This is a genomic window from Streptomyces sp. NPDC090077, from assembly GCF_044747545.1.
Classification (GTDB): Bacteria; Actinomycetota; Actinomycetes; order Streptomycetales; family Streptomycetaceae; genus Streptomyces.
This window is the reverse complement of sequence record NZ_JBIVEG010000005.1, coordinates 178,962-204,015: the sequence shown is the minus strand read 5'-3', so window position 1 is coordinate 204,015 and position 25,054 is coordinate 178,962. Positions and strand designations below refer to the sequence as shown.

At 71.2% G+C, this 25,054-nt stretch carries 32 protein-coding genes; 8 read left to right on the top strand and 24 right to left on the bottom strand.

The features are described from left to right. Window positions 1–53: 53 nt before the first annotated feature. On the bottom strand, window positions 54–1,199 hold the full coding sequence (locus ACIPW5_RS11595) for a hypothetical protein (protein ID WP_401243566.1): 1,146 nt from the start codon (window positions 1,197–1,199) through the stop codon (window positions 54–56). Window positions 1,200–1,375: 176 nt separating this feature from the next. On the opposite strand from ACIPW5_RS11595, the gene ACIPW5_RS11590 reads away from it, so the two are divergent. From ACIPW5_RS11590 to ACIPW5_RS11580, 3 genes are read left to right on the top strand one after another with little or no spacing between them, the layout of a single operon-like run. Then, window positions 1,376–2,236 (top strand): Nif3-like dinuclear metal center hexameric protein, encoded by an 861-nt coding sequence (locus tag ACIPW5_RS11590; RefSeq protein ID WP_401243564.1) that lies wholly within the window; start codon window positions 1,376–1,378, stop codon window positions 2,234–2,236. Beyond that, complete coding sequence (locus tag ACIPW5_RS11585) at window positions 2,233–2,976, top strand: zinc ribbon domain-containing protein (protein ID WP_401243855.1); 744 nt, start codon at window positions 2,233–2,235, stop codon at window positions 2,974–2,976. Before ACIPW5_RS11590 ends, ACIPW5_RS11585 begins: the two co-directional genes overlap by 4 nt. Beyond that, the gene (locus ACIPW5_RS11580) at window positions 2,976–4,325 is read left to right on the top strand and encodes a bifunctional RNase H/acid phosphatase (protein WP_401243563.1); all 1,350 of its coding nucleotides are present in this window, start codon (window positions 2,976–2,978) and stop codon (window positions 4,323–4,325) included. Before ACIPW5_RS11585 ends, ACIPW5_RS11580 begins: the two co-directional genes overlap by 1 nt. A 61-nt stretch (window positions 4,326–4,386) precedes the next feature. Here the strand turns inward: ACIPW5_RS11580 and ACIPW5_RS11575 are convergent, their stop codons facing one another. Further along, window positions 4,387–6,417, bottom strand: a complete 2,031-nt coding sequence (locus tag ACIPW5_RS11575) for a serine/threonine-protein kinase (RefSeq protein ID WP_401243561.1) — start codon at window positions 6,415–6,417, stop codon at window positions 4,387–4,389. 199 nt (window positions 6,418–6,616) lie between these two features. Here ACIPW5_RS11575 and ACIPW5_RS11570 point away from each other — a divergent pair, with 199 nt between their 5' ends. The 5 genes from ACIPW5_RS11570 (at window position 6,617) to ACIPW5_RS11550 (ending at window position 9,476) form a co-directional block, all read left to right on the top strand. Next, a complete protein-coding gene (locus ACIPW5_RS11570; RefSeq protein WP_401243559.1) occupies window positions 6,617–7,378 on the top strand; it encodes a DUF4352 domain-containing protein in 762 nt (253 codons plus the stop codon). Between the two features lie 540 nt (window positions 7,379–7,918). After that, on the top strand, window positions 7,919–8,173 hold the full coding sequence (locus tag ACIPW5_RS11565; protein ID WP_401243558.1) for a helix-turn-helix domain-containing protein: 255 nt from the start codon (window positions 7,919–7,921) through the stop codon (window positions 8,171–8,173). A 281-nt stretch (window positions 8,174–8,454) separates the two neighbouring features. Next, entirely contained in the window at window positions 8,455–8,745 is a 291-nt protein-coding gene (locus tag ACIPW5_RS11560; RefSeq protein WP_401243556.1) for a hypothetical protein, read from the top strand. Window positions 8,746–8,892: 147 nt separating this feature from the next. Further along, window positions 8,893–9,228 carry a DUF6233 domain-containing protein gene (locus tag ACIPW5_RS11555; protein ID WP_401243555.1) on the top strand — a complete coding sequence of 112 codons (336 nt, stop codon included), beginning with the start codon at window positions 8,893–8,895 and terminating at the stop codon, window positions 9,226–9,228. Window positions 9,229–9,251: 23 nt separating this feature from the next. Then, window positions 9,252–9,476: a hypothetical protein gene (locus ACIPW5_RS11550; RefSeq protein ID WP_401243554.1), complete on the top strand. Its 225-nt coding sequence runs from the start codon at window positions 9,252–9,254 to the stop codon at window positions 9,474–9,476. A 282-nt stretch (window positions 9,477–9,758) separates the two neighbouring features. On the opposite strand, the gene ACIPW5_RS11545 is transcribed toward ACIPW5_RS11550, so the two are convergent. The 22 genes from ACIPW5_RS11545 to ACIPW5_RS11440 form a co-directional block, all read right to left on the bottom strand. Continuing rightward, complete coding sequence (locus tag ACIPW5_RS11545; RefSeq protein ID WP_401243553.1) at window positions 9,759–10,028, bottom strand: hypothetical protein; 270 nt, start codon at window positions 10,026–10,028, stop codon at window positions 9,759–9,761. Window positions 10,029–10,272: 244 nt separating this feature from the next. Next, window positions 10,273–10,845 carry a recombinase family protein gene (locus tag ACIPW5_RS11540; RefSeq protein ID WP_401243551.1) on the bottom strand — a complete coding sequence of 191 codons (573 nt, stop codon included), beginning with the start codon at window positions 10,843–10,845 and terminating at the stop codon, window positions 10,273–10,275. A gap of 217 nt (window positions 10,846–11,062) precedes the next feature. Beyond that, a complete protein-coding gene (locus ACIPW5_RS11535; RefSeq protein WP_401243549.1) occupies window positions 11,063–11,416 on the bottom strand; it encodes a hypothetical protein in 354 nt (117 codons plus the stop codon). Beyond that, window positions 11,406–11,843, bottom strand: a complete 438-nt coding sequence (locus ACIPW5_RS11530) for a hypothetical protein (protein ID WP_401243547.1) — start codon at window positions 11,841–11,843, stop codon at window positions 11,406–11,408. Before ACIPW5_RS11530 ends, ACIPW5_RS11535 begins: the two co-directional genes overlap by 11 nt. Continuing rightward, the gene (locus tag ACIPW5_RS11525; protein ID WP_401243545.1) at window positions 11,844–12,095 is read right to left on the bottom strand and encodes a hypothetical protein; all 252 of its coding nucleotides are present in this window, start codon (window positions 12,093–12,095) and stop codon (window positions 11,844–11,846) included. 20 nt (window positions 12,096–12,115) lie between these two features. Beyond that, window positions 12,116–12,961, bottom strand: a complete 846-nt coding sequence (locus ACIPW5_RS11520; protein WP_401243543.1) for a peptidoglycan-binding protein — start codon at window positions 12,959–12,961, stop codon at window positions 12,116–12,118. 182 nt (window positions 12,962–13,143) lie between these two features. Then, on the bottom strand, window positions 13,144–13,728 hold the full coding sequence (locus ACIPW5_RS11515; RefSeq protein WP_401243541.1) for a hypothetical protein: 585 nt from the start codon (window positions 13,726–13,728) through the stop codon (window positions 13,144–13,146). Continuing rightward, entirely contained in the window at window positions 13,725–14,807 is a 1,083-nt protein-coding gene (locus ACIPW5_RS11510) for a hypothetical protein (protein WP_401243539.1), read from the bottom strand. The genes ACIPW5_RS11515 and ACIPW5_RS11510 overlap by 4 nt, the downstream gene beginning before the upstream one ends. Then, window positions 14,808–15,860, bottom strand: coding sequence for a hypothetical protein (locus ACIPW5_RS11505; RefSeq protein WP_401243538.1), 1,053 nt, complete (start codon window positions 15,858–15,860; stop codon window positions 14,808–14,810). It lies immediately after the preceding gene. Between the two features lie 13 nt (window positions 15,861–15,873). Continuing rightward, window positions 15,874–16,725 carry a phage distal tail protein gene (locus tag ACIPW5_RS11500; protein WP_401243537.1) on the bottom strand — a complete coding sequence of 284 codons (852 nt, stop codon included), beginning with the start codon at window positions 16,723–16,725 and terminating at the stop codon, window positions 15,874–15,876. Window positions 16,726–16,735: 10 nt separating this feature from the next. Beyond that, window positions 16,736–19,999, bottom strand: a complete 3,264-nt coding sequence (locus ACIPW5_RS11495) for a phage tail tape measure protein (RefSeq protein ID WP_401243535.1) — start codon at window positions 19,997–19,999, stop codon at window positions 16,736–16,738. A gap of 17 nt (window positions 20,000–20,016) precedes the next feature. Further along, window positions 20,017–20,349: a hypothetical protein gene (locus tag ACIPW5_RS11490; RefSeq protein WP_401243533.1), complete on the bottom strand. Its 333-nt coding sequence runs from the start codon at window positions 20,347–20,349 to the stop codon at window positions 20,017–20,019. Window positions 20,350–20,429: 80 nt separating this feature from the next. Beyond that, window positions 20,430–20,768, bottom strand: coding sequence for a hypothetical protein (locus ACIPW5_RS11485; RefSeq protein WP_401243532.1), 339 nt, complete (start codon window positions 20,766–20,768; stop codon window positions 20,430–20,432). Window positions 20,769–20,771: 3 nt separating this feature from the next. Continuing rightward, the gene (locus ACIPW5_RS11480; RefSeq protein WP_401243530.1) at window positions 20,772–21,119 is read right to left on the bottom strand and encodes a hypothetical protein; all 348 of its coding nucleotides are present in this window, start codon (window positions 21,117–21,119) and stop codon (window positions 20,772–20,774) included. A gap of 82 nt (window positions 21,120–21,201) precedes the next feature. Continuing rightward, complete coding sequence (locus tag ACIPW5_RS11475; RefSeq protein WP_401243528.1) at window positions 21,202–21,966, bottom strand: Ig-like domain-containing protein; 765 nt, start codon at window positions 21,964–21,966, stop codon at window positions 21,202–21,204. A gap of 69 nt (window positions 21,967–22,035) precedes the next feature. Next, complete coding sequence (locus ACIPW5_RS11470; RefSeq protein WP_401243527.1) at window positions 22,036–22,371, bottom strand: HNH endonuclease; 336 nt, start codon at window positions 22,369–22,371, stop codon at window positions 22,036–22,038. Between the two features lie 539 nt (window positions 22,372–22,910). Beyond that, window positions 22,911–23,339: a hypothetical protein gene (locus ACIPW5_RS11465; RefSeq protein WP_401243525.1), complete on the bottom strand. Its 429-nt coding sequence runs from the start codon at window positions 23,337–23,339 to the stop codon at window positions 22,911–22,913. Then, the gene (locus ACIPW5_RS11460) at window positions 23,336–23,617 is read right to left on the bottom strand and encodes a hypothetical protein (RefSeq protein WP_401243524.1); all 282 of its coding nucleotides are present in this window, start codon (window positions 23,615–23,617) and stop codon (window positions 23,336–23,338) included. The genes ACIPW5_RS11465 and ACIPW5_RS11460 overlap by 4 nt, the downstream gene beginning before the upstream one ends. A gap of 9 nt (window positions 23,618–23,626) precedes the next feature. Next, complete coding sequence (locus ACIPW5_RS11455) at window positions 23,627–23,971, bottom strand: hypothetical protein (protein WP_401243522.1); 345 nt, start codon at window positions 23,969–23,971, stop codon at window positions 23,627–23,629. Beyond that, window positions 23,971–24,519, bottom strand: a complete 549-nt coding sequence (locus ACIPW5_RS11450) for a mobile element protein (protein ID WP_401243520.1) — start codon at window positions 24,517–24,519, stop codon at window positions 23,971–23,973. Before ACIPW5_RS11450 ends, ACIPW5_RS11455 begins: the two co-directional genes overlap by 1 nt. Next, window positions 24,509–24,727, bottom strand: coding sequence for a hypothetical protein (locus ACIPW5_RS11445; protein ID WP_401243518.1), 219 nt, complete (start codon window positions 24,725–24,727; stop codon window positions 24,509–24,511). The genes ACIPW5_RS11450 and ACIPW5_RS11445 overlap by 11 nt, the downstream gene beginning before the upstream one ends. A gap of 113 nt (window positions 24,728–24,840) precedes the next feature. Beyond that, window positions 24,841–25,053: a hypothetical protein gene (locus ACIPW5_RS11440; RefSeq protein ID WP_401243517.1), complete on the bottom strand. Its 213-nt coding sequence runs from the start codon at window positions 25,051–25,053 to the stop codon at window positions 24,841–24,843. Between the last annotated feature and the right edge of the window lies 1 nt (window position 25,054).

The window sequence follows — 25,054 nt, the reverse complement described above, 5'->3', positions numbered from 1 at the left end:
CGGAGTCCGCCGGCGGCCCGGGGAGGGGACCCCCGGGCCGCCGGCGCGCGCCGTCACCCCAGCGGCGCCTGCTGGAGCGGCACCGGCCGCGCGGGCGGCGGCGGGGGCGGGTCCACGCGCACGGGCGGCGGCGGGGCGGCGGGCTGGCTCAGGCCCACGACCCCGCAGGGCACCCCGGGGGTGGCGTACGGCAGGCACAGCCGCCCGTCCGGGGTCCACAGCCCGCTCCCGAGCCAGCCCTCCGGGGCGCCGAGCCGGAAGACGTACCGGTCGGCGGGACGCCACAGTGCGAGGCCCGCCCCGCCCACCCGGAACGCCACCCCGCAGGTCTCCGGCATCAGGACCTGGCCCGGCTGCACGGCGAAGGGGTGGGCGTCCTCCAGCCGCAGGCACTCCGGGAAGCGCACCGGGCGCTCGCTGCCCAGCACCCCCCAGCCCAGCCGCGGCTCGCCCGGGGCGTCCGAGCGGATCAGCAGCAGCCCGCTGTCCGGGGCGGCCAGCAGCAGCCGGTCGTCGCTGTCCTCGGCGATCTGGAGCAGCGGGCTGACCACCCCGCCCCGGCCCAGGTCCACGGCGACGGCCTTGGTGCGGCCGGCGAGCTCGCGGTCCAGGGCCAGGAGCCGGCCCGAGCGGTCCAGCCAGACCCCGCCCGAGCAGCGGCCCGGGACCACGGCGACCCGCTCGGGCCCGCCGGAGCCCCCGGCCACCTGCCAGACGGTGCTCTCCCCGTCCCCCACGGCCAGGGCGAAGGCCCCGCACCCGTCGGGGGACGGCGGCAGCAGGCGGACCCGCAGCCCTTCCCCGGCGTCGACCGAGCCGAGCCGGAACTCCCCGGTGCGGGGGCCGGAGGCGGCGCCCGAGGGGTAGAGGAGGGAGAACTCGTGCCGGTCGGCGACCCGGCGGTGGATCAGCACCTGACCGTCGGCCAGCGCCAGCACCTCGCTGTCGGCCTCCTCCGGCTGCGCGAGCGGCAGCGGCACCGCGTACGGCTCCGGCCCGCCCAGCGTCCAGCGCTCGGGATAGCGGGCCTCCCCCTCCCCGGCCAGCCGGGCGGCGTACGCCCCGTCGGCGGACACCACCAGGGCCGGAGCCGCGGGAGCCGGGGCCGGTGGAGCCTCCGGGCTCTCCGGGGCCTCCGGGGCCTCGGGGTCGTCCGGGAGCGCGGTGGTCGTCGTGATCTCGGTGGCACAGACAGTCATCCGGGCCGTCACCTCCGCAGAGGAAACTAGGTTTCGTACTTCCGGCCGGACAACACCACCCAGCCCGCTTCACACGTACGGGTGGCCGACCGCCGATTCGCCGGTGGCGGGGGATGCGGTTGTGCTGGCGCCCCGGTCAGGGGACCGGGGGTCGCCACGGACGGTAGCCTTGGCCCGTGCCCCGTCTCTCTGAAGTCATCGCCGCGCTGGACGCTCTCTGGCCCCCCTCGCGGGCCGAGGAGTGGGACGCCGTCGGCACCGTCTGCGGCGACCCCGATGCCGAGGTCACCCGGGTGCTGTTCGCCGTGGACCCCGTACAGGAGATCGTCGACGAGGCGGTGAAGCTCGGTGCCGACCTGGTCGTCACCCACCACCCCCTCTACCTGCGCGGCACCACCACCGTCTCCGCGGACACCTTCAAGGGCCGTGTCGTGCACACCCTGATCAGGAACGACATCGCCCTGCACGTGGCCCACACCAACGCCGACACCGCGGACCCCGGGGTCTCCGACGCCCTCGCCGGCGCCCTCGACCTGCGCATCACCGGCCCCCTCGTGCCCGACCCCACCGACCCGGCGGGCCGCCGGGGCCTGGGCCGGATCTGCGAGCTCGACCACCCCGAGACCCTGCGCGAGTTCGCCGCCCGCGCCGCCGCCCGGCTGCCGCGCACCGCGCAGGGCATCCGCGCCGCCGGCGACCCGGACGCCCTGATCCGCACCGTCGCCGTCAGCGGCGGCTCCGGCGACAGCCTCTTCGCGCAGGTCCGCGCCGCCGGCGTGGACGCCTTCCTCACCGCCGACCTGCGCCACCACCCGGTGTCCGAGGCCCGCGAGCAGTCCCCGCTCGCCCTCGTCGACGCCGCGCACTGGGCCACCGAGTGGCCCTGGTGCGAGCAGGCCGCCGCCCAGCTCGACGCGATCTCCGAGCGCCACGGCTGGGGTCTGCGGACCCACGTCTCGCGCACGGTCACCGACCCCTGGACGGCGCACGCGCCGTCCGCCACACCCCCTTCTAGTGCCTCTGGAGCCCCCAACTGAACGCCGAGCCCGCCGACCAGATCCGACTTCTCGACGTCCAGGCCCTGGACGTCCGGCTGTCTCAGCTCGCCCACAAGCGCAAGTCGCTGCCCGAGCACGCCGAGGTCGACTCCCTGACCAAGGACCTCAGCCAGCAGCGCGACCTGCTCGTCGCCGCCCAGACGCAGGCCAGCGACGCCGCCCGCGAGCAGACCAAGGCGGAGCAGGACGTCGACCAGGTGCGCCAGCGCGCGGCCCGGGACCAGCAGCGGCTCGACTCCGGCGCGGGCATCTCGGCCCGGGACCTGGCGAACCTGCAGAGCGAGGTCGCCTCGCTCGCCAAGCGCCAGGCCGACCTGGAGGACGTCGTCCTGGAGGTCATGGAGCGGCTGGAGGGCGCGCAGGAGCGGGTTACCGAGCTGAAGGACCGCGTCTCCGCGCTGGAGGCCAAGCTGACGGACGCCACCGCGCGCCGCGACGCCGCGACCGGCGAGCTCGACGCCGAGGCCGCGAAGGTCACCAAGGACCGCGAGGTCATCGTGGCCTCCATGCCGGCCGACCTGATGGCGCTGTACGAGCGGATCCGCGTCAAGCAGGGCGGGGTCGGTGCCGCGCGCCTGTACCAGCGCCGCTGCGAGGGCTGCCGGCTGGAGCTCGACATGGCCGAGATCAACGAGATCAAGGCCGCGGCCCGCAACCAGGTCGTCCGGCACGAGAACTGCGGCCGCATCCTGGTCCGTGCGGCGGACTCGGGCATCTGATGCCGCGTTTCGTCGTGGAGGCGGACGGCGGCTCCCGGGGCAACCCGGGCCCCGCCGGCTACGGGGCGGTCGTCCTCGACCCGGCCACCGGTGAGACCCTGGCCGAGCGCGCCGAGTTCATCGGCGTCGCGACGAACAACGTCGCCGAGTACAAGGGCCTGATCGCGGGGCTGAAGGCGGCGGCCGAGCTGGCGCCCGACGCGGTGGTCCGGGTCCGGATGGACTCCAAGCTCGTCGTGGAGCAGATGTCGGGGCGCTGGAAGATCAAGCACCCCGACATGAAGCCGCTCGCGGCCGAGGCGGCGAAGATCCTCCCGCGCGCGCAGGTCACGTACGAGTGGATCCCGCGCGAGAAGAACAAGCACGCGGACCGGCTCGCCAACGAGGCGATGGACGCGGGCAAGCGCGGCAAGCAGTGGGAGCCGTCCGCCTCCACCGCGGACCTGGCCCCCGCCGGGCCCCCCGGTGACGCGGCGAAGGGCGCGGCGGCGGTCCGTGCCGCCCTGGCCTCCGGCGGCGGTACGGGCACCCGTGCGGCCGGCGCCGACGTGCGGGCCGCCCGCAGTGCGGCCGCCTCCGGCGCGGACACCCTCTTCGCGGACGTGGACGCCGCGGCCGAGGCCCTGTCCGCGTCCTCCGCCCGCGTCCCGGCCCCGGCGGGCGCGCCCGCGGCCGCCGCGACCGGGACCGCCGCGACCGGCACCGGCTGGGGCGGGCCCGACATGGGGACCCCCGCCACCTTCGTGCTGCTGCGTCACGGCGAGACCGCCCTGACCCCGCAGAAGCGCTTCTCCGGCAGCGGCGGCACCGACCCGGAGCTGTCCCCGGCCGGCCGCCGCCAGGCCGCCGCCGTCGCCGAGGCACTGGCCGCGCGGGGCACCGTACAGGCCGTCGTCAGCTCCCCGCTGCGCCGCTGCCGGGAGACCGCGCAGGCCGTCGCCGACCGGCTCGGGCTGCCGGTCGCGGTCGAAGAGGGCCTGCGCGAGACGGACTTCGGCGCCTGGGAGGGCCTGACCTTCGCCGAGGTGCGGGAGCGCTTCCCGGACGACCTCCAGGCCTGGCTGGACTCCCCGAGGGCGGCCCCCACGGGCGGCGGCGAGAGCTTCACGGCCGTCACCCGCCGGGTGTCGGCGGCGCGGGACCGGCTGCTGGCCGCGCACGCGGGCCGCACGGTGCTGCTGGTCACGCACGTGACGCCGGTCAAGACGCTGGTCCGGCTCGCGCTGGGCGCCCCGCCGGAGTCCCTGTTCCGGATGGAGCTCTCCGCGGCCTCCCTGTCGGCGGTGGCCTACTACGCCGACGGCAACGCCTCGGTCCGGCTGCTGAACGACACCTCGCACCTGCGCTGACGTCCGCGCCACGGGTACGCGAAGGCCCCCGCCCGTCCCACGGGCGGGGGCCTTCGCGTGCTCAGTCCCCGCAGCTGCCCGCGGTGCCCCAGCGCAGGAACTCGCCGCCGCCGGAGGCGTCTTCGGCGAAGACCGCGTACCGGGCGTAGGGCCAGTCCGCCGACCGTGCGGATTCGGCGGTGAGGTCGGCGCAGGCCCGCCGGGCGGCCCTGAGCGCCCAGTCCTCGCGGGTGCCGCGGTCCCACTGGGGCCTGACCGCCCAGACGTACATGACCCGGCCGGCCGGGTCGAAGCCGACGGCCAGGTTCCCGTGGCCGAGCCGGCCCCCGGCGGCGGCGCCGCTGCCGCCGTTCCACTCGTCGATGACCGCCGTGGCGGTCCGGTCGGCGACGCGGATCTCGTCCGCGTCGCTGGAGGGGATCTTCGCGACGGCCAGCCCTCCCGCGGCCGGGTACCAGTCGGCGGCCCGTCCCGTCCGCCCCGCGCCGGCGCGGTCGGCGTCCCCGGTGCCGCCCCCGCCGGTGCCCCGGTCGGTGCCCCGGTCGGTGAGGGAGGCGGAACAGGTGGTGTTCGTACGGAAGTCGTCCGTCCAGACGACGGCGGGGCCTCCCCCGCGCCCGGTGTCGACGATCACGAAGGTGTCGTACGGGAGGTCCGGATAGCCGCCGCCGAGGTGCCGCAGGCCCAGGCACACGGTCCGGGCCACCTCGCGGAGCGCACCGCCGTCGAGCTCCGGGCCGCCGGAGGTGACGTACACCTCGCCCCGGGGCTGGTGGAAGGTCAGGGCGAACTCCTGGACGGGGTGGGCGTTCTCGTCGAGCCAGGCTCCCGTTCCGATGGACGGGTGGGCGTCGTGCTCGGCGGGCGTCCGTGCCGCGCGGGCCTGCCGCCAGGTCGCGAGGGTCGGCCCGCCGTCCACCGCCCCCTTGGCGTCGGCCGCGGGGCTGCCGCTGCCGGACGGGACGGGGGCGGCCGGGGTGCCGGTGGTGCGGGCCGCGTTCCCGGGGGTGGCGACGGCCGCGGGCCCGGCGGCGGTCCGGCCGCCGTCGCGGGAGGCGGCGGGCAGCGCGAGCAGCCCGCCGACGGCCCCGCCCAGGACGGCCGCGCCCACGGTGACGGCGAGCAGCAGCCGGCCCCGGCCGGGGGCCGGCGGAGAGGGCCAGGCGGGGTCGTCGACGGCGGGCAGGTGCCACTGGGCGGCGATCGGGTCGGCGGCCAGGGTGGGCGCCGCCCCGGCGGCGAGGAGCTGGGTGGCCTCGGCGGCGAGCAGGGCGGCGCAGCGCGCGGCGGCCCGCTCGGCCGTCGGCCGGTCGGCGGGGGCCTTCGCGAGGGCTTCGCCGACCACCTCGCGGAGTGCGGCGGGCACGCCGTCGAGATCGGGGTCCCCGGACATGACGCGGAACGCGACCACGTCGGGGGCGCCGCTGCCGAAGGGGAGGCGGCCGGTGGCGGCGTGGGCGACGAGGGCGCCCCAGGCGAAGAGGTCGCCGGCCGGGCCGGTCGTGCCGGAGCGGTAGTGCTCGGGGCTGATCCAGCCCGGTGTGCCGGTCATGACGCCGGTCCGGGTGACGGAGGTGCCGTCGGCGGCGTGGGCGATGCCGAAGTCCAGCATCCGCGGCCCGGCCGGGCTCAGGATGACGTTCTGCGGTTTCACGTCCCGGTGGACCACGCCCGCGCGGTGGATCGCCGAGAGCGCCCGGGCGGTCCCGGCGGCGAAGGCGTACAGGCTGCCGCCGGTGAGCGGGCCGTGGGCGGCGAGGTGCCGGTCCAGGGTCGGGCCGGGTACGTACTCCGCGGCCAGCCAGGGGCGTTCGGCCTCGGTGTCGGCCGCCAGCAGGGGCACCAGGCAGGGGCCCTGGACGCGGGCGGACAGGGCGACCTCGCGGCGGAACCGGGCCCGGAACTCCGGGTCCTGGGCCTGCGCCTGGTGAACGGCCTTGACGGCGACCCGCGTTCCCCGGGGGTCGAGGGCGGCGTGGACGGTGCCCATGCCGCCGGTGCCGAGGCGCCCGAGGATGCGGTAGGGGCCGATCGTCTTCGGGTCGCCGGGGTGGGCGGGGTGGACCCGCCCGCCGGGGGCGGTGCTTCTCAAGGGTGGTTCTCCCTGTCGGCGCGGCTGGTGCGGCGGCTGATTCGGAGGAGACCGTCTCATTTTTGGAAGTTCCTATGTCACGCTTTGGCGTTTTATTTAAGCTGGGCGCCGCTCATGTTCCGCGTTCACGGCGCTCCTTCCGAGGGTGTTCGGCATCCGGCCCTGAGCCAGACGGCAACCACCCAGCAGAGGAGTACCCGTGACCACCCCTTACCCCGGCCAGCAGCCGGACCAGCCCTACGGCGGGCAGCCGCAGCAGCCCTACGGCCAGCAGCCCGGCTACGGGTACCCCCAGCAGCCCCCGGCCTACGGCCAGCAGCCGCCCCCGCCGTACGGCCAGCAGCCCCCGCCGCCCTACGGCGGCTACCCGGCCCCGCCGCAGCCCCCGAAGAAGAGCAACGCCGGCAAGATCATCGGGATCGGCTGCGGCGGCATCGTCCTCCTCGGGCTGGTGCTGTTCGCCTGCGGCGTGGCGGTCACCGGCGCGGCCAAGAGCGGAGCCAAGAAGGACACCGGGATCACGGTGTCCACCCCGCCCGGCGCCCCCTCCACCCCCAACTCGGCGCCGATGCAGCCCGCGCCGGGCAACTCCGGGGCGTCCTCCGGGGCGCCCTCCGGGACGGCCGACAAGAACGCCGACGTGGTGCTGACCGCCTCGTCCACGGCCTTCAGGCCCAGCGTCCTCGCCCAGGGCAGCGACTACACCTCCGTGCAGGTGACCATCGTCAACAACGCCGCCAAGGAAGTCGACGTCAACGTCTTCTACTTCGAGGTCACGGCCGAGGACGGCACGCGCAAGCAGATCGAACTGGCGGCGTCCGAGGACCAGATCGACACGGTCAAGCTGGCCAAGGGCGAGAAGGCCACCGGGACCATCACGGTCAAGGGCAAGATCACCGCGAAGTCGGTCACCTTCCGGAACGGCTTCATCGGCAAGACCTACACCGCCCCGGTGAAGTAGCCGCCCCGGCACGCCCGGCCCCGCCCCGGCGGGAGCCGGGCCGCGAGGGGGAAGAGGAGAACGACAGACGAGTCGGCCTGTACGCCGGGTTCTGTCACCCGGAGACCTCGCGGTCTGCGGCTTTGCCGTCAAGGTCTGCCATATAGTGTCTGACCTGGGGATACCTGGTACTCCCTCGTAATCTTTGGTGAGATTTGGTGGGGGATCTGAGCCTCCCCGAACACCCCCCACCCCCCAGATTCTCCCCAGCGGCTCCCCAGATCAGGGCAGGCCAGAGGCGCGCCGCCGCTCCTGGTTGAGCTCCTCAGTGCAGCGCCGGCATGCCCGTACCTCGATGTCGCTTGACTCGCGGGGGTGTAGGACGTCGACCAAGGTCGTGTCCTGCTCTCCTTCGTGGGGGTGCCGGAAGCAAAGGCCCGGCTGCCAGTCGGTGAGCTCCGGCTCTGTCATCGTCTTCCTCTCGGCCGACCGATATCAAGATCACAGACGGCCCCACCCATGGGGCTGACTTTATGATCATGGAACCTGCAACGTTTGTGGGTGCACGACCGGGATCCACAGCAGGCGCGAGAGGCGGCGAGACCGTCGCCGCCAACGCCTGCCGAGCGCCTAGGTCGCCGCATCGCGGCCATGAGGACCGACGCTGGCTTGAGTCAGGAGGGGGTCTTCCTGGCCGCCGCCATCCCTCGGAACACCTACCAGCGGATCGAGCTCGGACAGGCGGACGCTCGGTATAGCCACCTACTGCGCATTGCCGCCGTCCTCCGCTGTCACGTCCGAGACCTGCTGCCATAGGCGTCGCCCGGTCGGTTTCGGCCAGGCGATCGGTTTCCAGTCTGCCTGCTGGGTACAAGATTCAACAGACCGTAAATAGATATATGCAGACGGATACTTCGCACCCCGTGCGATTCGGCGGGTAACTCTCCAGCGCGGACTGTGACTTGGTGGGGCTTGATTCGAACTAACGCGCGAAGATTTGTAGCCGTGAACGCACGCTAACGCGCCATCCGGGCCGTCGGCCCCGTCCGGCGGTGGGCCTCGACGCTTCGCTGGCGTCCTCCACCTAGGATCCCCGGGTGGCAATCGAACTGAACGACGACCTGATCGCGCTGCAGCAGGCAGCGGATGACGCGCACGCCGAGGTGCGGCGCCTACAGGAGGAGTACGGCCGGCCGACCCAGGAGGGCGGCTGGACCGGCGAGCAGCACGCGGCCTGGGGCGCGGCAGCGGCGGAGTGGCGGCGGCTGGCCGGCGAGGCCCAGGAGGCCGTGACCGTGCACGCGGCGGCGACCGGCCAGGATCGCGGCAAGCTGGAGGCCGCGGTGAAGAAGGCCGTCCGCCACCCGGCCCCGCCGGCCGGAGGCTGACAGTACGCCGCCCCGGTCGACGCATCACGACCGGGGCGGTGCACATCCAGCCCAGCAGCATCCCCGCAAGCTAGTGCCGGATTGATATGTCCACGCTAGCTGGCGCCACCGACAATGACCTGCGCCGATCGGCGTAGACTCGAACGCATGTCCGACAGTCCCGCCACCCGTCTCGCTCAGCTCCGCTTCCTCGAGCGGGTGCAGCTTCAGGACCTCGCCCGAACCCGGGACTGGATCGCTGCGGAGGAGAAGCTCCTGGAGGTCGAGGCGCACCGGCTGCCGCCTCCCCCGCCGCCGGACTGGCTGATCGAGCACGGCATCGGTACCGGCCGGCCGCCGGTCCGCGTCCACGTGGGCGGATGCTGGGACACGAAGAGCCGCTGCAAGCCAGCGACCGCGGACCTCGCCCGGCGGGCGCTCGTCGAGGGCGTCGAGGCGTGCACGCACTGCCGGCCGGACACCGCGCTCGGCGTGCTGGACTGACCGCGGTCCCGCAGGCTGGAGGCATGCCAGACCGGGCGGAGATCGTCGTACACCCCGTGTCGCCGAAGGGCGGCCGGAAGGTGACCGCGCACGTCCACGGCGTCGACGCGGACCTCGGCCGCGCCTTCGACCCGAGCGACGTGTCGGAGTTCCTGCGGCGGGCCGGCCTCGAGGACGTCGACCTGTCCGAGGACGGGCCGATCCGGTGGGAGGGCGGCGGGCCCGAGGTGTGGACGAACGACGTCTAGCGCCAGGCGCGCGACGGCCCTCCCGTGGGGAGCCGGGAGGGGCGCCGGCCCGGGATGGTCCGGTGGCAGCACCGTAGACCCCGGGGCGGGCGCGGCGGTAGGCATATGACAGGGGAAGTTCCGGAAACGAGAAGAGCCCCCACCCGAAGGTGGGGGCTGAGGCACAGGGGTCTCGCACCTGCCCGAAGGCTAGGTGGGCCGCCTCTCAAGCAGCGCGTAGCGTGAACGCCGGGTCTCGCACCCGAATGCCGGTCTCAGTGTGGCACGCGGCACCGACAGGCGTCAGACATGCCGCACGACGCCGATGCGAGCCGGCTCGTTGCCGATGGTCACCGCCAACTGCCCCACATCCTCGGCGTTCAGCGTGAAACCCAGCTGCCGTTCTGCGGCACCGAGGAGCTGGCGGCGGACGTCGACCCTGATGACGTCGCGAGTGGATTCGTCGGCAGCCTCCCAGACCTCGGGAGCCACTGCCACGGAACTGGTTACCGTCCGGCCATCGCCTTCCACCTCGGCGACGCATCGCAGGGTGACGATCCTGAACTCGCGCACGTCTTCTCCTTCATCGCGGGGTAGCGCATAACGTTCCCTTAGGCGGAGGGAGCGGGGTCTAGGCTCACGTGAATCGAGCCCTCTTGGTCCGGGTGCGCGGTGAACGTGATCTCTGTGACGACCCACTCCGAGGTGTCGTTGTTCTCGTCAGTCCACTCGACGGTGTCACCTTTCCGCGGCACGGCGGGGAGCAGGACAGCCTGGTCATTGCCAGGGAAGTGGCAGGTGGATCTCGACGGGCATGTCATTTCCCCCTGTTGAGGTACCGGTAGATGGTGGTGCGTGCGACGCCCAGCTCGTCGGCGATTTCCTTCACGGTGTGCTTGCGCTTACCGTCCACGCCGCGCTCGTCGTACATCTCCTGCGCGAGCTTGACCTGGCGGGGCTTCAGGACGGCGCGACGGCCACCGACTCGGCCGCGGGCGCGGGCAGCGGCGAGGCCGTCGTGGGTGCGCTCGACCATCATGGCGTGCTCGAACTCGGCGATGGCGCCGATGATGGTGAAGAAGAGGACGCCGGCCGGGGTGCTGGTGTTGATGCCCTGGTCGAGGACGACCAGGTTGACCTTGTTGGCGCGGAGCTGTTCGGAGAGTTCGAGCAGGTTCTTGGTGGAGCGGCCGAGCCGGTCGAGCTTGGTGATGACGACCTCGTCGCCCTCGCGCGCGGTGAGGAGCACCTTGTCGAGCTCGGGCCGGGAGGCGAGCTTGCCGGAGGCCTTGTCGACGAAGATGCGGTCGCAGTCGGCCGCGGTGAGTGCGTCGTGTTGGGCTTCGGGGTTCTGGTCGCGGGTGGAGACCCGCCCGTATCCGATCCTCATGGAATGAGCGTACAGATAAGGAGGGTTAGCGCGACATAGTTAAGGACACGGGTTTCCGTCATCTCCGTGCTGCAGTGGGGCGGTAGACGCACTGATGACGACAGACGATCGTTTCTCGACACCGGCGGTACGTGGGGGTTATCGCGGACCACCCACCCCCGAGCACAGCAGAACGCCCCCACCGCCGATGGCGGTGGGGGCTGCTTCGACTCCGTTCTCAGACGTCGATGCCGTGGATGAACTCCCGCGCCTTGGTCGGGATCGGGGGTGCGGCGGGGGGCTCCATGCCGACGGAGCGGATGAGGATGGTGAGGCCGCGCACCCGGTCGAGGAGATAGCCGACGGCTACGACGGCGCCCTCGACGCGCTTCTCGGCGACGTCGGCGCGTTCGCGGAGCGCCTTGATCTCCCCGCCCTGCCGGAGGAGTTCCTTGTCCATCCGGTCGGTCACCGTGGCGAAGTCGTCGCGGGACTCCTGGCGCCGAGTGCGGCGCGCCGCCCGGCCGGCGAAAACGCCGGCGAGGGCGGTCGCTCCGGTGACGCCGATGGACGCCCAGGTCTCAGCACTCATACGGTGGCTCCGCTCGTTTGGTGCGGGGCGGCTCGGGCCACCCCGCGACCACAAGGACCGGGGCGGTGATGACCGCCCACACAGCTGCTGCCACCCAGCCGCGGGCTAGGCCGCCCGCGAGCCAGGCGACGAGGTATGACGCCATCCACGGCACGACCACCAGGGGCAGGGCGTAGAAGGCGCCGGCGTCGCGGCCCGGCGGGGCCCACGCGCACACCAGCGCGATGATTCCCGCGGTGATCCAGCACCAGCTCCATGCGGTCAGCGGCATGAGCCGGAGCAGGAACTCGAGGCCGCGCTGGTCAGGCTGGGGGGTGACGAGCTGTCCGTAGCCGTAGAGCACCCAGACGATCCCGTAGCAGGAGAGGATCGCGCCGCGGCGGCCGAGCCTTACGCGGATCAGCCTGGCCGCTCGGCAGCGCCACACCTAGACCCCCTTGGCGAGGGAGGCCGAGTTGGTGACGCTGATGACGCGCGCGACAGCCCCCTTGACGAGCGCGACCGCGGCAGCGACGCCGGCGAGGGCTGCGGTGCGCCACATGCTGAGGTCGAACGGCTGCGTGACGACCAGGGCGGCGATGAACGCCTGCAGGAACGTGGTGATGACGCGCTCGACAAGGTCGCGGGCGTAGGTGGCGCCAGTCTTGATGACGGTGTCGCCTGAGGGAAGGAGTTCCATGGTGATCCGTTCTCGAGGGGTTAGACGTTGGGGACCTGGAGCCTGTTCCAGGAGGTGGGGCCGGGGATGCCGTCGGCGTCGCTGCCGGAGTAGCCGAGCTTCCGCTGCCAGGCCGCGTAGGAGGCCTTGTCGCCGGAGCCCCAGACGTCCTTGTCGAGGGTGCTCTGGTATCGGTTGCAGCCCACGGCCTCGAGCCGAGCGTGCATCGCAGCGATGATCGGGCTGCGGCGGCCGGACGTGAAGAAGCCGGCGCCGGGGAAGGGCTCGTAGGAGGGCTTCGGCGGCGGGGCCGTGCTGCCGGCGGCGGAGAAGAGGGCCGCGATGTCGATCGCTCCCGGGTCCCAGTGGTCGTTGCCCGGGACCTGGCAGTGTCCGTAGTGGCCGCCCTGGGTCGTCCAGGTGGTACGCGAGCGGGACACGTCATCCGTCCCGGCCCGCGACAGCCGGCCGGCGGGGAAGACGTCCGGGACGCCCCAGGAGCGGATGGCGCGCATCATGGCGCGGTAGTTCGGGCCAGGGGTCCAGTAGCTGGTGAACGGCTTGGCGGCCTTGGCCAGGTACTCGACCTGTACGCAGACCAGGCCGGTACGGTTCGTGCGCAGAGTGCCGTCGTTGCGCAGTGCGCGTGCGCTCTGGTTGAGGGGGCCGAACTGCCCGAGCATGTCGGTGATCGGGTCGTACAGCAGGTGCGGCTCGGACGTCTTCTCGATCAGGTAGTCGGCGGTGCCCCTGAAGGCCGCGGGCGTGCCCGAGCTGCCTTCGGTGGTGTGCTCGACAGCCCGGGGCGGAGCGTTCGGGGTGTCCATCGCACCGCCGATGGTGCCGTCGCCGAGCCTGACGGCCTCGGGGATCCAGATCTCACCCATGGGCGGTACCTCCTGGACATGAAAGGGCCCCCGTCGCGGCGGGGGCTGGTTGGCTATCCGATGACAGGCGGCGGCTCGGGCGGGTCCTCGCCGGGCTCCAGCGGCTGCTCGGAGATGGGCAGCGGCAGGACGACGTCGAGGCTGCCGGGCGGGACTTCGATGGGCTGGCCCACGGTGTCCTCCTAGGACTGGATCTGCGAGGCGGCCAGGACGGTCGTCTTGACGCTGCCAGCGCCGGCGGTGCGTCGGGCCTGGACGCGGATGTCGATCTGGTCGCGGATCGCGCCCGGGAGGGCGAAGGGGCCGATGGTTGTCGCGGCCTGGGAGAACGTGACAGCGGTGGCAGCCGCGACTGTGCTCCCGTTGACCGTCACCTGGAACTCGCCCGTGGTGGGGCCGGCGTCGGAGGTGTGCCCGACGATGACGAAGGCGCTGGCCTGCTGCTTGTAGGCGCTGATCCGGTGGATGTCCTCGAACGTGCCGGAGGTGCTGCCGGGCCAGTCCGTGTACCGGGCGGGCGCCGCGGCCATCGCGAGGTACGGCAGCGCGAGGCCCTGCCCACTGAACGCGTCCTCGGCGAGGATCGCTGTGCCGCCCTGGTCGTACCACGTCCAGCCGGCCGTCCCGCTGAACGCGAGGGTGCCGTCGGGGCGGCGGAGGGCGGTGAGGAGTTGGCCGGCGCGCTCGGAGATGGTCCGCTCGAGCCGCTTCAGGGTCCGCCAGAGGTCGGAGGGGTCGGCGGGCAGGAGTGCTCGGCGCTGTGTCACGAGTCCTCCAGCAGGATCGGGCTGATGCGGTCGGCGGCGGGGTCGAGCTCCCAGGCGTAGGCGCGGGCGGTGACCGTCCGGCCGGAGGGGTGCCGCGGGGAGCGGGCGATGGCGACGGTGAGGTAGTCGCCGAGGCCCCAGGTGATGCCGAGCCGCGGCGCCTGGGAGGCGACGGCCTGAACGGTCCAGGCCTGGGCGCCGCCCCGCATGAGGCCGAGGGAGGCCGCGGCATGGGCGTCCAGCTGGGTCGCCGAGACGATGCCGGAGGCCGGGCTGTAGTGGTGCTCCCACAGGCACCAGCCGTCAGCCAGGAGGTCGCCGTCGGTGAGCGTGGAGGAGGTGCTGCGGCTCCCGCCTTCGACCTCGCCGCGGGCGCTGACGCTGTTGGCGCCCTTGCCGCGCTCGTAGGACTCCTCGAACTCGTAGTCGCTGATGCAGCCGGGGAGATCGAAGACCGCTTCGCCGACGGTCTCGGTGGTGCCGATCTGGGGCCTGATCCGCAGGACGAGGTCGACGGCAGTGTGGGCAGCGTCCGCCCACACGGTGTCGACGGTCCACTCCGGGGCCCCCTCGAGGGAGTCGAGTTCCTGGAGGCAGCTGAGGACGGTCTTGTCGTCGGTGTCGAGGACGGTGTAGTCCGCGGTCGTGCCGCACAGGGTGGTGTCGATGGTGAACGGCGGGCCGCTGACCAGGAGCGGGGCGGCGACGCCTTCCATGATGGTGGAGATGTCTGTGCCGGTCGCGCTGTAGGAGGTGTAGCGGCGGTCGAGGTAGGCCTCGGCGGTGGCTGCGGTCAGGGACAGCGCTTCGCCGGCGCCGCCCTTGCGGGACAGTGGGATCCCCGACCAGATCGGCGTGTCGGTCAGCTCGTCCACGGCGACGAAAAGGGTCCGTGCCGGGTCGGTGGCGCTCTCCCACTCGAGAGGGGCGCCGCCGAGGGCCAGCTCGAGGGAGCAGGAGGTGATGGCTCCGAGGCGTCGGCTGATGGCCTGCGTCGGCCGCAGCGCCCGCAGTTCCTCCGCGACCTGCCCGGTCCGCAGGTCGCAGGCGTACCAGGCGAGGGTGTACGGGGCGCCCATCTACGCGATCTCGTAGGTCGCGGAGATGTTCTTCTGGTGGGTGTTGGCCCAGGTGATGGGTACCGTCGGGTTCCAGGTCGCGCCCGATGAGCCGTCTGCCGCGGTCGGCCCCATGACTTTGCAGTGGGCGCCGGCGGACTGGATGCGCACGACGCAGGGGTGGTACGAGGTGGACGGGCGGATCCCGAGGGCGGAGCCCATCCAGCTCATCTCCACGTTGGAGAGCGTGGCCGCGGTGAACGGCAGCAGGTACTTGTACTCGCCGCTGCCGTAGGTGGTGGTCGAGCCCATGATCATGTTGATGCGGACGTGGCACGTCTTCCCGATCAGGGAGTACCGGCCAACGATCGTCCCGTTGCCGAGGCTGGGGTTGACGGTCGCCGTCCATGTCGGCGTGTAGGCGACCCAGTCACCGGGCGCCACCCACGCCGAGCCGTTCCACGTCTCGATGGTGCCGCGGACCGTGTTGTAGCGGGTCTGGCCTGTGTAGGTGCCGGAGATCGCGATGTCCGTTGCCGAGGTCACCGGCAGGATGCCGCCCGGTGCGACCGTCACCTGCCGGACCGTCGAGGAGACCGTGGCAGCGCCGGTGCCGCCGCCACCCGTGGAGGGGACCGTAATCGTGGCGAGCGGGATGTAGATCTCCGTCCCGCCCGGTGTCGGAGCCACCGGAGACCCGGACGGGGTGCCCGCGAGGTAGACGGTGTCCGCCTTCGACAGACCGGAGGAGTCGACGGTGGTGTCCCAGACGCGCAGGTACACGAGGTCGATCCTGGTGAAGGAGGCGTGCGCGGCGCTCAGCGTGCCGGGGCTGGTGGCGGCGAGCTGGGCGCGGTAGACGCCCTGGCTTGCCCGGTGGAGGATCGCGACGCCGCCGGTGACGTTGACCGTAGTACCGGCGAGGCTCACGGCCAGGCCCGGATCGCCGGCCCGGATGCCCGCACGGGATCCAAGGGCGGAGCCGTTGGCCATGACCATCATGGAGTCCATGGCGCGGAGTTCGGCCTGGTCGTAGGTGAGGGGCCCCAGCCAGAGGGGATCGGTGGCGACCATGGTGGGGGCCTCCTTACATCCAGGCGGATCGGCAGGTGCCGGTCAGCAGGGCGGCGGCATCGTAGGCGGTGGCTGACCACTGGACGGCGAGGGAGCTCGACGGGCCGATCTCGGGCCAGGTGCCTGACAGGTAGCGGCGCCGGCTGACGGTGCCGTTGAGGGTGACCGTGTGTGCGTCGGTATCGATGACGAGCTGATCGCCGAGCACGAGGGTTGCGCTGTAGGTGAGCTGGTCGGTGCTGCCATCGGGATGGGTGCAGACCACGATGGGATTGACCGCGGGACCGCTGATGGTGAAGACCGGGCGGGTGTCGATCGACCCGTCGTTGATCAACGTGAAGGCGCCGCCAGTGATGGATGACGTCAGGCTGATCGGCAGGGACACCGGGATGGTGAGGCCGCCTGAGACGGACGGCAGGCCGGTGGATTGTGTCTGCAGGGTGGTGGAGTACCGGCGCGGGTCGTAGGCGGTGACCATGGCGCTGTAGGTGGCGTTGTAGAGGCCCTCGAGCTGGATGAGGAGTTGGCCTGACCTGCGGACCACCACTTGCTTGGGCGTGGTTTCCTCCACGACCAAGAGGGTGTCGGTGAGGGCGACCGCGGCGGTCAGCTCGTCGACCGCCGCGTCCCGGGCTTCCTGCGTTGGGGCCTCGATGCTGCCCGTGATTGTGATGGGCCTCGCGTCGAGGTAGACCGGCGCTGGCCAGGCCCCGTGGTCAGCCTGTCGGGTGGCGGACTCGGCGCGCAGGCCTGGGGAGTCCCACCCTTTGACGTCGGTGACGACCCAGTCGACCCCGGAGTCGTCGGCGACGGCGAGCTGGAGGTTCCCGAGGGTGATCGGGATGGAGCCGAGCTGAGTCGCCATCGGGCCTCCCTCATGTAGTGAACTGGAGGTGCCGCAGAAGATCCGCAGCCTGTTCGGCCGAGGTCATCTGGGAGCCTTGGAGGGTGATGTGGTAGCTGCGTTGATCGGATGCGGATCCTCCCTCCCCGCGTCCGATGGCGTCCCACTGGCCGCTGGTCAGGACGGGCTCGGGCCGGCCGGTGCCGTTGTAGGCGAGGGTCAGGCCGGGCTGGAGCCAGCCGCCGGAGTCGTAGCCGCCTGCCCGGTCGTAGGCCCGCGGCAGGCTGCCGTAGGCCGCCAGCGCGTACCGCATGGAGGCGTAGATGTTGGCGAGCGGGTTGACCGAGGTGCCGTACAGGAACGGGCCCACGCCCCGCATGGCTCCGGCGTAGGCCTGGAAGGTGGGCCCGATGACCTGCATGAGGCCTACCGACGGATACCCGGCCTGCCAGTTGGAGTCCCACGTGTTGACGATGGTGGGGTTGCCGCCGGACTCCTGGTTCATGCGACGCAGCGTGGTGGCGAGGTAGGCGGCCGGCTGCCCGACCATCTGCAGAGCCTGCAGAACGACGGGGGCCCAGCGCTGCACGCCGGATCCGCCCATGTCCCCACCACCGAAGGAGCCGACGAGGCTGACGATCTTCTCTTTCAGGGTGGACAGGATCTTGGTGGGGATGCTGGCGATGAGCCTGCCGTAGCCGGAGCCTGCCATGCCTGCGATCTTGTCGCGGACGAAGCCGGTCGCGGCCTGCCAGGCCTTGCTCGGGTTGGTGATCAGGTCGCCGACATCGCTGAAGAAGGAGCCGATGGAGCCGACGATCCCGCCGTCCTTGAAGTGCTGGACGGGGCCGCCGGCCGCGAAGCCGGGCAGGCTGCCGTACCGGTTCAGGTAGTCGAGGGTGCCGAAGCCCAGCTTGCGGGCGGAGTCCCGGCGGATGACGTACTCGTCGGCCATCATCAGGGCCGGGATGGAGTCCCTGCCGGGAGTGCCGCCGTAGGTGCGGCCGCCGCCCGCGAAGGTGACGACGCCGAGCTTGCCGGCGCCGGTGAAGTCGGCGACGGTGTTCCACACCTTGCGGATGCCGTTGTTGTAGACGGTGTCGATGACGAACTGCACGGGCTTCCTGGTGATCTCCTTGAGCTTGTCCCAGATCAGCCCGATGCCGTTGATGCCGTTGTGGAAGGAGTCCTTGACTCGGTCGACGCCCCTGCTGAGCAGGTCGAAGATGGGCTTGATACCCGTGTTCCAGGCGTTGGAGATGATGCTCTTGATGCCCTCCCACGCGGGCTTGATCGTCTCGTTCCAGAACCTCATGAACATGGGGATGAGGACTAGCTTCACGTAGGTGACCAGCACGTCGAAGATGACCTTGATCTGCTGCCACTTCTCCGCGATCAGGCCGGCGATGTAGTTCCAGACCGGCTTGACGATGTTGTTCCACAGCCAGCCGAAGATGGCTCCGAGGTTCTTGACCTGGGCCATGATGAGGTCGAAGGCGGGCTTGATCCCGTTGTTCCACAGCCATTTGGCGCCTGCGGCGATCAGGTCCCAGATGGGCTTGAGGACGGTGTCCCACAGCCATCCGAAGATCGCTCCAAGGGCCTTGACGGCCAGGACGATCGGCGTGATGAGGACGGTCAAGATGATCGTCGCCAGGATCCGGCCAGCCGCCCCGATGAAGGAGAAGACCGGCTGGAGCACGCCCCACAGCCATAGCGCGGCGTCGGCGATGGCGCGGAGCCCCACCATGAAGCCGTCGAAGGCGGGCTTGAGGACGGTCTCCCAGACCCACAGGGCCACCGTCTTGATGCCCTCCCATGCTGCCTGGACGACAGCGCGGAAGGTCTCGCTCTTCTTGTAGGCCACGACCAGGGCGGTGCCCAGGGCGACGAGCGCGATCACAATGAGTGTGATCGGGTTGAGTGCCATCACCGCGTTCAGCAGCGCCTGCGCGCCAGCGAAGCCGGTGGTGACCGCGGTGCCGATCAGGATCGCGGCGCGGTAGGCGGAGAAGACTAGGGTTACGGCCCCGGTGGCGATGGCCTGGGCATTCAGGGCGAGCGTGAGGCCGCCCACTAGGACGATCACGGGCAGCAGCCATGCACCCCATTCGCGGAACCAGTTGATCACCGGCCCGACAACGGCATCGATGTTGCGCAGCCCCGAGACAAGGCCGAGGAGGGCGGGGAGGACGAAGGTGTCGACGACCACCCCTACGCCGCTCATCAGCTCGCGCGAGAGTGTGGCGAGCTGCGTGGCGGTGTTGTCGCGAATCGTGTCCCCAACCGCCTTGGCGGCGCCGTCGACCTTCCCCAGCCCCGCCGCAGCCGTCGTGGGATCCATGGCGAGCAGGGCGGCCCCAAGGTCCTCCGCCTGCGTGCCGAACAGGGAGACTGCCGCAGTGCCCTGTATGACGGGGTCCTTGATGCCGCGGAGCCGGTCGAGGGTGGTGTCGAGGACGCCGGTGGCGGAACTGCCGCCCGCTGCGAACTTCTTTGCCATGTCCTCTGCGGACAGGCCGAGCAGCTGGAAGCCTTCGATGCTGGTCTTGGATCCGTCGACCGCCCGGATCGAGAACTCCTTGATCGCGTCAGCGGCAACATCGCTGTCGCGGGCGCCGGCGGCGATAGCCTGATTGAGGAGGCCGATGGCGGAAGCGCCGTCCAGGCCCGCCTTGCGGAACTGGGTGCCGTACTCGTTGATCGTGTCGAGGAAGTCCCCGGCCTTGTCGGCCCCAGACTGAAGCCCCTTAGTGAGCAGGTCAAGGGCTTGAGGGGCGTCCTTGGCGAGGCCCGTGCGGATCATCTGCGCGGCGGCGTTGGCCGCACCGCCGAGATCCTGATCGAATGTGGTGGCCAGGTCAGCCACCTTCGTGGTGATCGACTCGATGGCCGCAGAAGTCGCCTTCTCCGGGATCAGCCCGGAGCCCATGACCGCGCGGACGGCGGCGGCGCCGTCCTCGAAGGAGTCGACGACCGCCTTCGAATAGAGGGTTCCGGCGAGCTTGCCAGCCTTCTCCGCGCCCTTACCCGAGAGGCCCAGCTGTGCGGACAGGCGATCCGACAGCTTTTCCTTCTCGATGGCGGAGATGGTTGCCGCGGCGAGGACCGCGCCGGCTGCCGCACCGCCGACGGCCAGAGCGGCCTTGAAGCGCTCGGCGAACCGGCCGCCTGACTCCCGGCCTGCCTGGTCCCCGGCCTCGGACGCGGGGCCGCCCAGCTGTCGGCGCAGTTCGTCGGAGATCCCGCGCACGGACGGGATGATCTGGATCGTGGCATAGCCGACGTTCGGCACAGGACCCCCTCGCGGCTTCAGGCGATGGCGCCCTGTTTGATCTGTTGGTTACGTTCGGCGGCCCGACGGCGTGCGTCTTCCAGCCGGGCCAGGCGGCGCCCGCCGTCCTCGGCCCCTTGCCCCTTCGGTGCAAGCCACCAGCGTGCATAGGGCTTGGGAGGCTTCGGGGTCTTCGACTTGTCGGCGTTGACGGCCATGAGCGTCCAGTTCAGGCGCTGAACCATGTCGAAGAGGTCGGCAAGGAGGATCTCCTGGCCGTTGGGTTCCTGGCGCCCATCCCGCAAGGCCGTCCGAGTCCGGGCGTGCGGCGACAGGCCCTGTACGTAGGAGGCGAGCTCCCGGTAAGTCATGCCGCCGTCGTACAGCGCCCGTAGGCGGATCCCGTACTCGGCGCGCAGGTCGGCTTCCAGGGCGCGCGGGTGCCTCCGGATCAGCTCTCGGAGGCGTCGGATTCCCCCGGCTCCAGCCCGCAGTGCTTCTGGTAGGCCTTGAAGAGCTGCTTCAGCTTGTACTGCGGGAGGGGGTTCTTGCGGAATTCGTCGAATTCGCTGCCGAGGCCTGCCTTGAGGATGCCGAGCGTCGCCTTGGTGTCGCCGCTATCGGCGAGTTCGACGAGGCCCCACACATCAAGGCCTTGCAGATGCGTGAACGTGTATCGGTGGCCCCCGAAGTGCACACGGAATGGCCTCAGTTCGACCTCGGCTTCGACGGTGTCGAGGTTGAAGTCGAAGGGCTGGTTGTCGGGGCTGGTCGCGGTTCGGTTGGCCATGGCCTACTCGCTTTCGGGTCGCGGTTCGGGCTGGAGAATGCGCACGGTGGCCGCCATAAGGGTCAGGCGGACACTGCTCGTGCCGTCGGGGTCGAGGTGGATCTCCATGGGCTGCCGGGTGAGGAGCCATGGGAACGGTCGGCCGTCGACCAGCACGGCGCCGCCCGGCTGGATCACGATCTCGCCGGCCAGGCTGGGTGGCGAGGGCTCGATGACCGGCTGGGGGGCGTCGAGTGTGATGAGGCTGGCCACGACCCGGCTGCGGAGGTTCCGAGGCAGCTCCTGACCTGGTGAGATGCAGCCCAGGCGCACTGCCTGGTCGTGAATCTCCTGCTCGGTGAACCTGGGCATGGCACGGCTCCTTGTCGCGGTTTGGTTGGCACCGGGGCGCGGCCGAACCGCGACGAAAGGCTGCGCCCCGGCGGTAGCGGGGTCAGGTGACGGTGACGGCGCAGGTGTCGGACTGGCCCTCGTAGGTGGCCGTGATGGTCGCCGACCCGGGGTCGACACCGGTCACGAAGCCGGCCAGCACGGTGGCCTTGGCGGGTGCGGACGAGGACCAGCTCGCGAGGGCGGTCACGTTCGCGGTGGACGCGTCGTCGTAGGTCGCCGTTGCGGTCAGCGAGCCGATCGCCCCGTCGGCAACGGAGAGGGTGGCCGGGATGGAGATGCTGACCAGCGTGGGCGTGGTCTGCTTGGTGAACAGGACGCCGGCACCGGTCGGGAAGATCGTCGCCGCGAAGGTCATCGACTCCAGGTCGGTCTCGGTCTCGCCGTGGTCACCATCGAGGCTGACCTCGGCGTAGTTCGCGGTGATCAGTCGGCGGACCTTGTCGCCCTCACGGACCTCGAACGCGACCAGGACCTTGGCCGGCCGGGGCACCTTGATCTGCGTGGACGTCGAGCCCGGCCACAGCAGCGAGGCCGTCGTCTCGTTGTCCTCGAGCGCCGTGAACGACTTCGTCAGCTTGAAGTGGGAGCGGCTGGTGCGGACGAGGATGCCGCCCCAGGCGTACTTGTCGTCCGTGTCCTCGTCGCGGGTCTCAGGCATGCCGTCGTCGCCGTCAAGGAGGCCGACGAGGTCCCAGTCGACACCGAAGGGGGTGGAGGCGTTGGCGGGCAGGGTCGCGGAGAGGTTCGTGGAGATGTAGACGTCCGCGTCCGTCCACAGGTTGGCGTTGAGGGGCGAGCCGCCCATGGCAGATTCTCCTTCGGAAATGCGGAGGCCCCCGCCAATCGACAGGGGCCTCCGGGAGCGAAGTCAGCATCAGGCGGGTGCGCGGATGCCTTTCGAGATGTTGCAGCGAAGGTGCGCCAAGGCCACGTTGGACGGTTCGTCCTGGCCCCCCAAGGAGCGAGGCACCCGATGGTCCACGCTCGGCGACAAGGGCTCTGGCCAGACCACCGTCAGATCCACCACATCGCAACAGATCGAGCAGTTCGGCCCGTCCCTCTCCGCCAGTTCGGACGGGGAAAGGCACCAGCGACCGCGCGGACGCAGCCGAAGGCACTCACGACAGAGGCGAGGCCTCTGCGCAAGCAGGGTTCCGGGGGTGCCAGAGTCGCGGAGATCGATCTGATCACCGCAAGTCAGACAGTCCATGAACACTGAAGGTTGCCGTCCCGTGCGCTGCAGAAACGCATAGTGCAATCTGCACATCCATCGAGTCTCCGCCCTGTTCGGGCAGCCGTTAACCGTGCACTCCTGCAGTCCGTATCGCTGCAGCTTGTACGTCGGCCCGCCTATGTCCCCTTGGGCCTGCCGCCAGTGATGCATACCGCATAGTCCGGACTGTTCCCACGGCTTGACGCACCCGTCAACCGCGCATGATGCCCGTTCCGCGAGGAGGGCGACCCGGTAGTGCTTGCGGCACCACCCGCGCCTTGCAGCTGGCGCCTCGCATCCGTCTGCGCCGCAGGTCGCACCGACATTCCGGCTTCGCCGTGCGTCGGATTCGCCTGGATGCCCACTACGGAGAACGCGGGTGTAGTGCATGGCGCATAGCCTGCGCGAAATGACCTTGAGGGGTAGAGCGCAGCCCGGAATCGAGCATGTAGCATCGGTCACCGTCAACCCGCCTTTGTCAGGTTGGCCACAGCCCCGGGGTGTTAGCGCACCGCCGGGGTTCTTTGCTCACCAACTTACGCGTCGACTAGGACAGTTGGCTTGACGTTGGCCAGGACAGTCAGCGTGGCCAGGTCGACGCCGCTGTCTGGGTCGGTGGCCGCGAGGGGTCCCGTGCCGGCGCGCACGCCCCGGATGACCGGGCCGGAGTGCACCAGTAGCAGGCCTTGGCAGAGCATCGCCAGGTCGTGGGCCTGGTCGGCGTCCTCGTGCCAGACGGTGACACGCAGCGTGCACCGGGCGTTCGCCATCGAGGAGTGCGGCAGGTCGGCGTCCTTGCGCACCAGGACGTAGGGCAGATGCGGCGACTCCGGGGTGCGAGCGTCGGGGACCCGCGTGCCGACCGTGGCACCGTCGGCGAAGCCCTCAGGTCGCCCGGCAAGCGCGGTCCGCAGTACGCCGGCAGCGGCAGCCTGCGCGTCACCGAAGACGACGAGCGGCTTCACCGCTCTGTCGCCTTGACCTCAAGGCCGGCGAATCCTGCCGCGCGGGTGAGGACGCCGTCCCGTGCCTGCCAGGCCATCGCCTGCGGGTTCGCCACGACCACCGTCGCCGCCCCGCGGTCGGTCGTGTACGGGCGGACTTCGATCGTGGTTCCGGACGGCACGAGCGCCTTCACGTTGTCCGCGACGTTCGAGGCCAGCCCGTCGATCAGAGAGCGGACCTCGTCACCCTTGAGAATCTCCCGGACGCCGGCGGCGTCCAGGCGCCATTCAATCAGCATCGCCGCCTCCTATCCGGTGGCGCGGTCCATCACGAACTCGACGTGGTGCACGGTGTCGCTGAACAGCTGGGGCCAGCGGCCGACTTCGCCTTGCACCTCGTAGAGCCGGCCAGCCCACTCGATGCGGTCGGCTGCCCTGACGTCGGGGTCAGTTCCGGGAGCGGACTGGACCTTGTAGCCGGTGACGACGGCCGTGCGCTGCTCGTCGGCTGCCTCCGACTGGCTGGCCGGCTGGATGTTCAGCCCGGAGACAGTCAGGCGGGTTACCGCACCCGGAGCCCAGTCGGGCACCGTGTTGCCGCCGCGGTCGGTACGGGTGCCGGCCCGGACCCGTACCGCGCTCTGGTTGAACATCACGGCCGCTCACCCCGGTTGAGCTGATAGCGCTCGACGGCCGCCGCCCATTGGGCGGTGATGCCGGTCGCCGCCTGCACCCCGAAGGTCACGCTCTGCGCGCCGACGGTCTGCTGCTGCACGCCAGGCAGCACCGCGTACAGCGCCCGCGCCTGGTCGATGACGACTTCCTGGATGTCGCCAGGGACCTCGGCGTAGCCGTGGCTGTAGACGACGGTCACTGACCGCAGGGTCGACGGCCAAGCGCAGCCCATGCGGTGCAGGTATCCGTCGGCGGACCAGGAGTAGTCGGTGCCCGCCGTCAGAGCCTGCCCGTCGACCGCGACGGACGCCACCTCCGTGACGGGCGCTGCTGGCAGCAGCAGAGACAGGTCGCCGCTGCCGTCCAGGACGACCGTGTCGCCTGCCACCAGGATCACCGGGTGACGGACGGCGCCCTGGAAGCGCCGTGAAGCCGCCGTCAGGGCCGCCACCAGCTTCGGGTCGTCTGCACCGACCTGGAGCCACGCCGCCAGCTCTTGCGGGTCGGCGAGAAGGTCAGCCGTCACCGGGGGCGGCCTTGCCGCGGGGCTGGCGAGCCTTGTTCTGCGCGCCGCGGGCCTTCTCGGGCGGCGCGCTCCCCTCCTCGACAGAAGCAGAGCCAGGGGCGGGTTCGACGAGGACGGCGTTGTAGCGCCTTGCGTCCGCCTCATTCAGCTTCATGCGGGTGCTCACGCCGTGCATGACGACGTCGTACAGCTTCAGGGGCCCGCCCATGGCGGCCACCTCCAGGGTCTCGTCGACTGGCGTACTGGTCGAGGGCGGACCGCATGCCGCGTGGAGCGCGCCGCACGGACACCGCCCCCGAACCAGTCGTGAGGACTGCAGCATCACGGCGCGAGCTGGCCCGACGTCCGCATGGCCGCGAGCAGCGCGTTCAGCTTCGTGCGCAGCGCGTTGGTGTCGGCCAGCAGCGCGTCGAACTCGGCCTTCGTCGGGTTCGCCCCTGCCGCGGCGGCCGCAGTTGCTGCAGCAGCGTTGGCGACGGCGGCAGTCTGGATGCCTGCGCGGGCAGCGCCGGCGCCCGGGTTCAGGTATGCCATG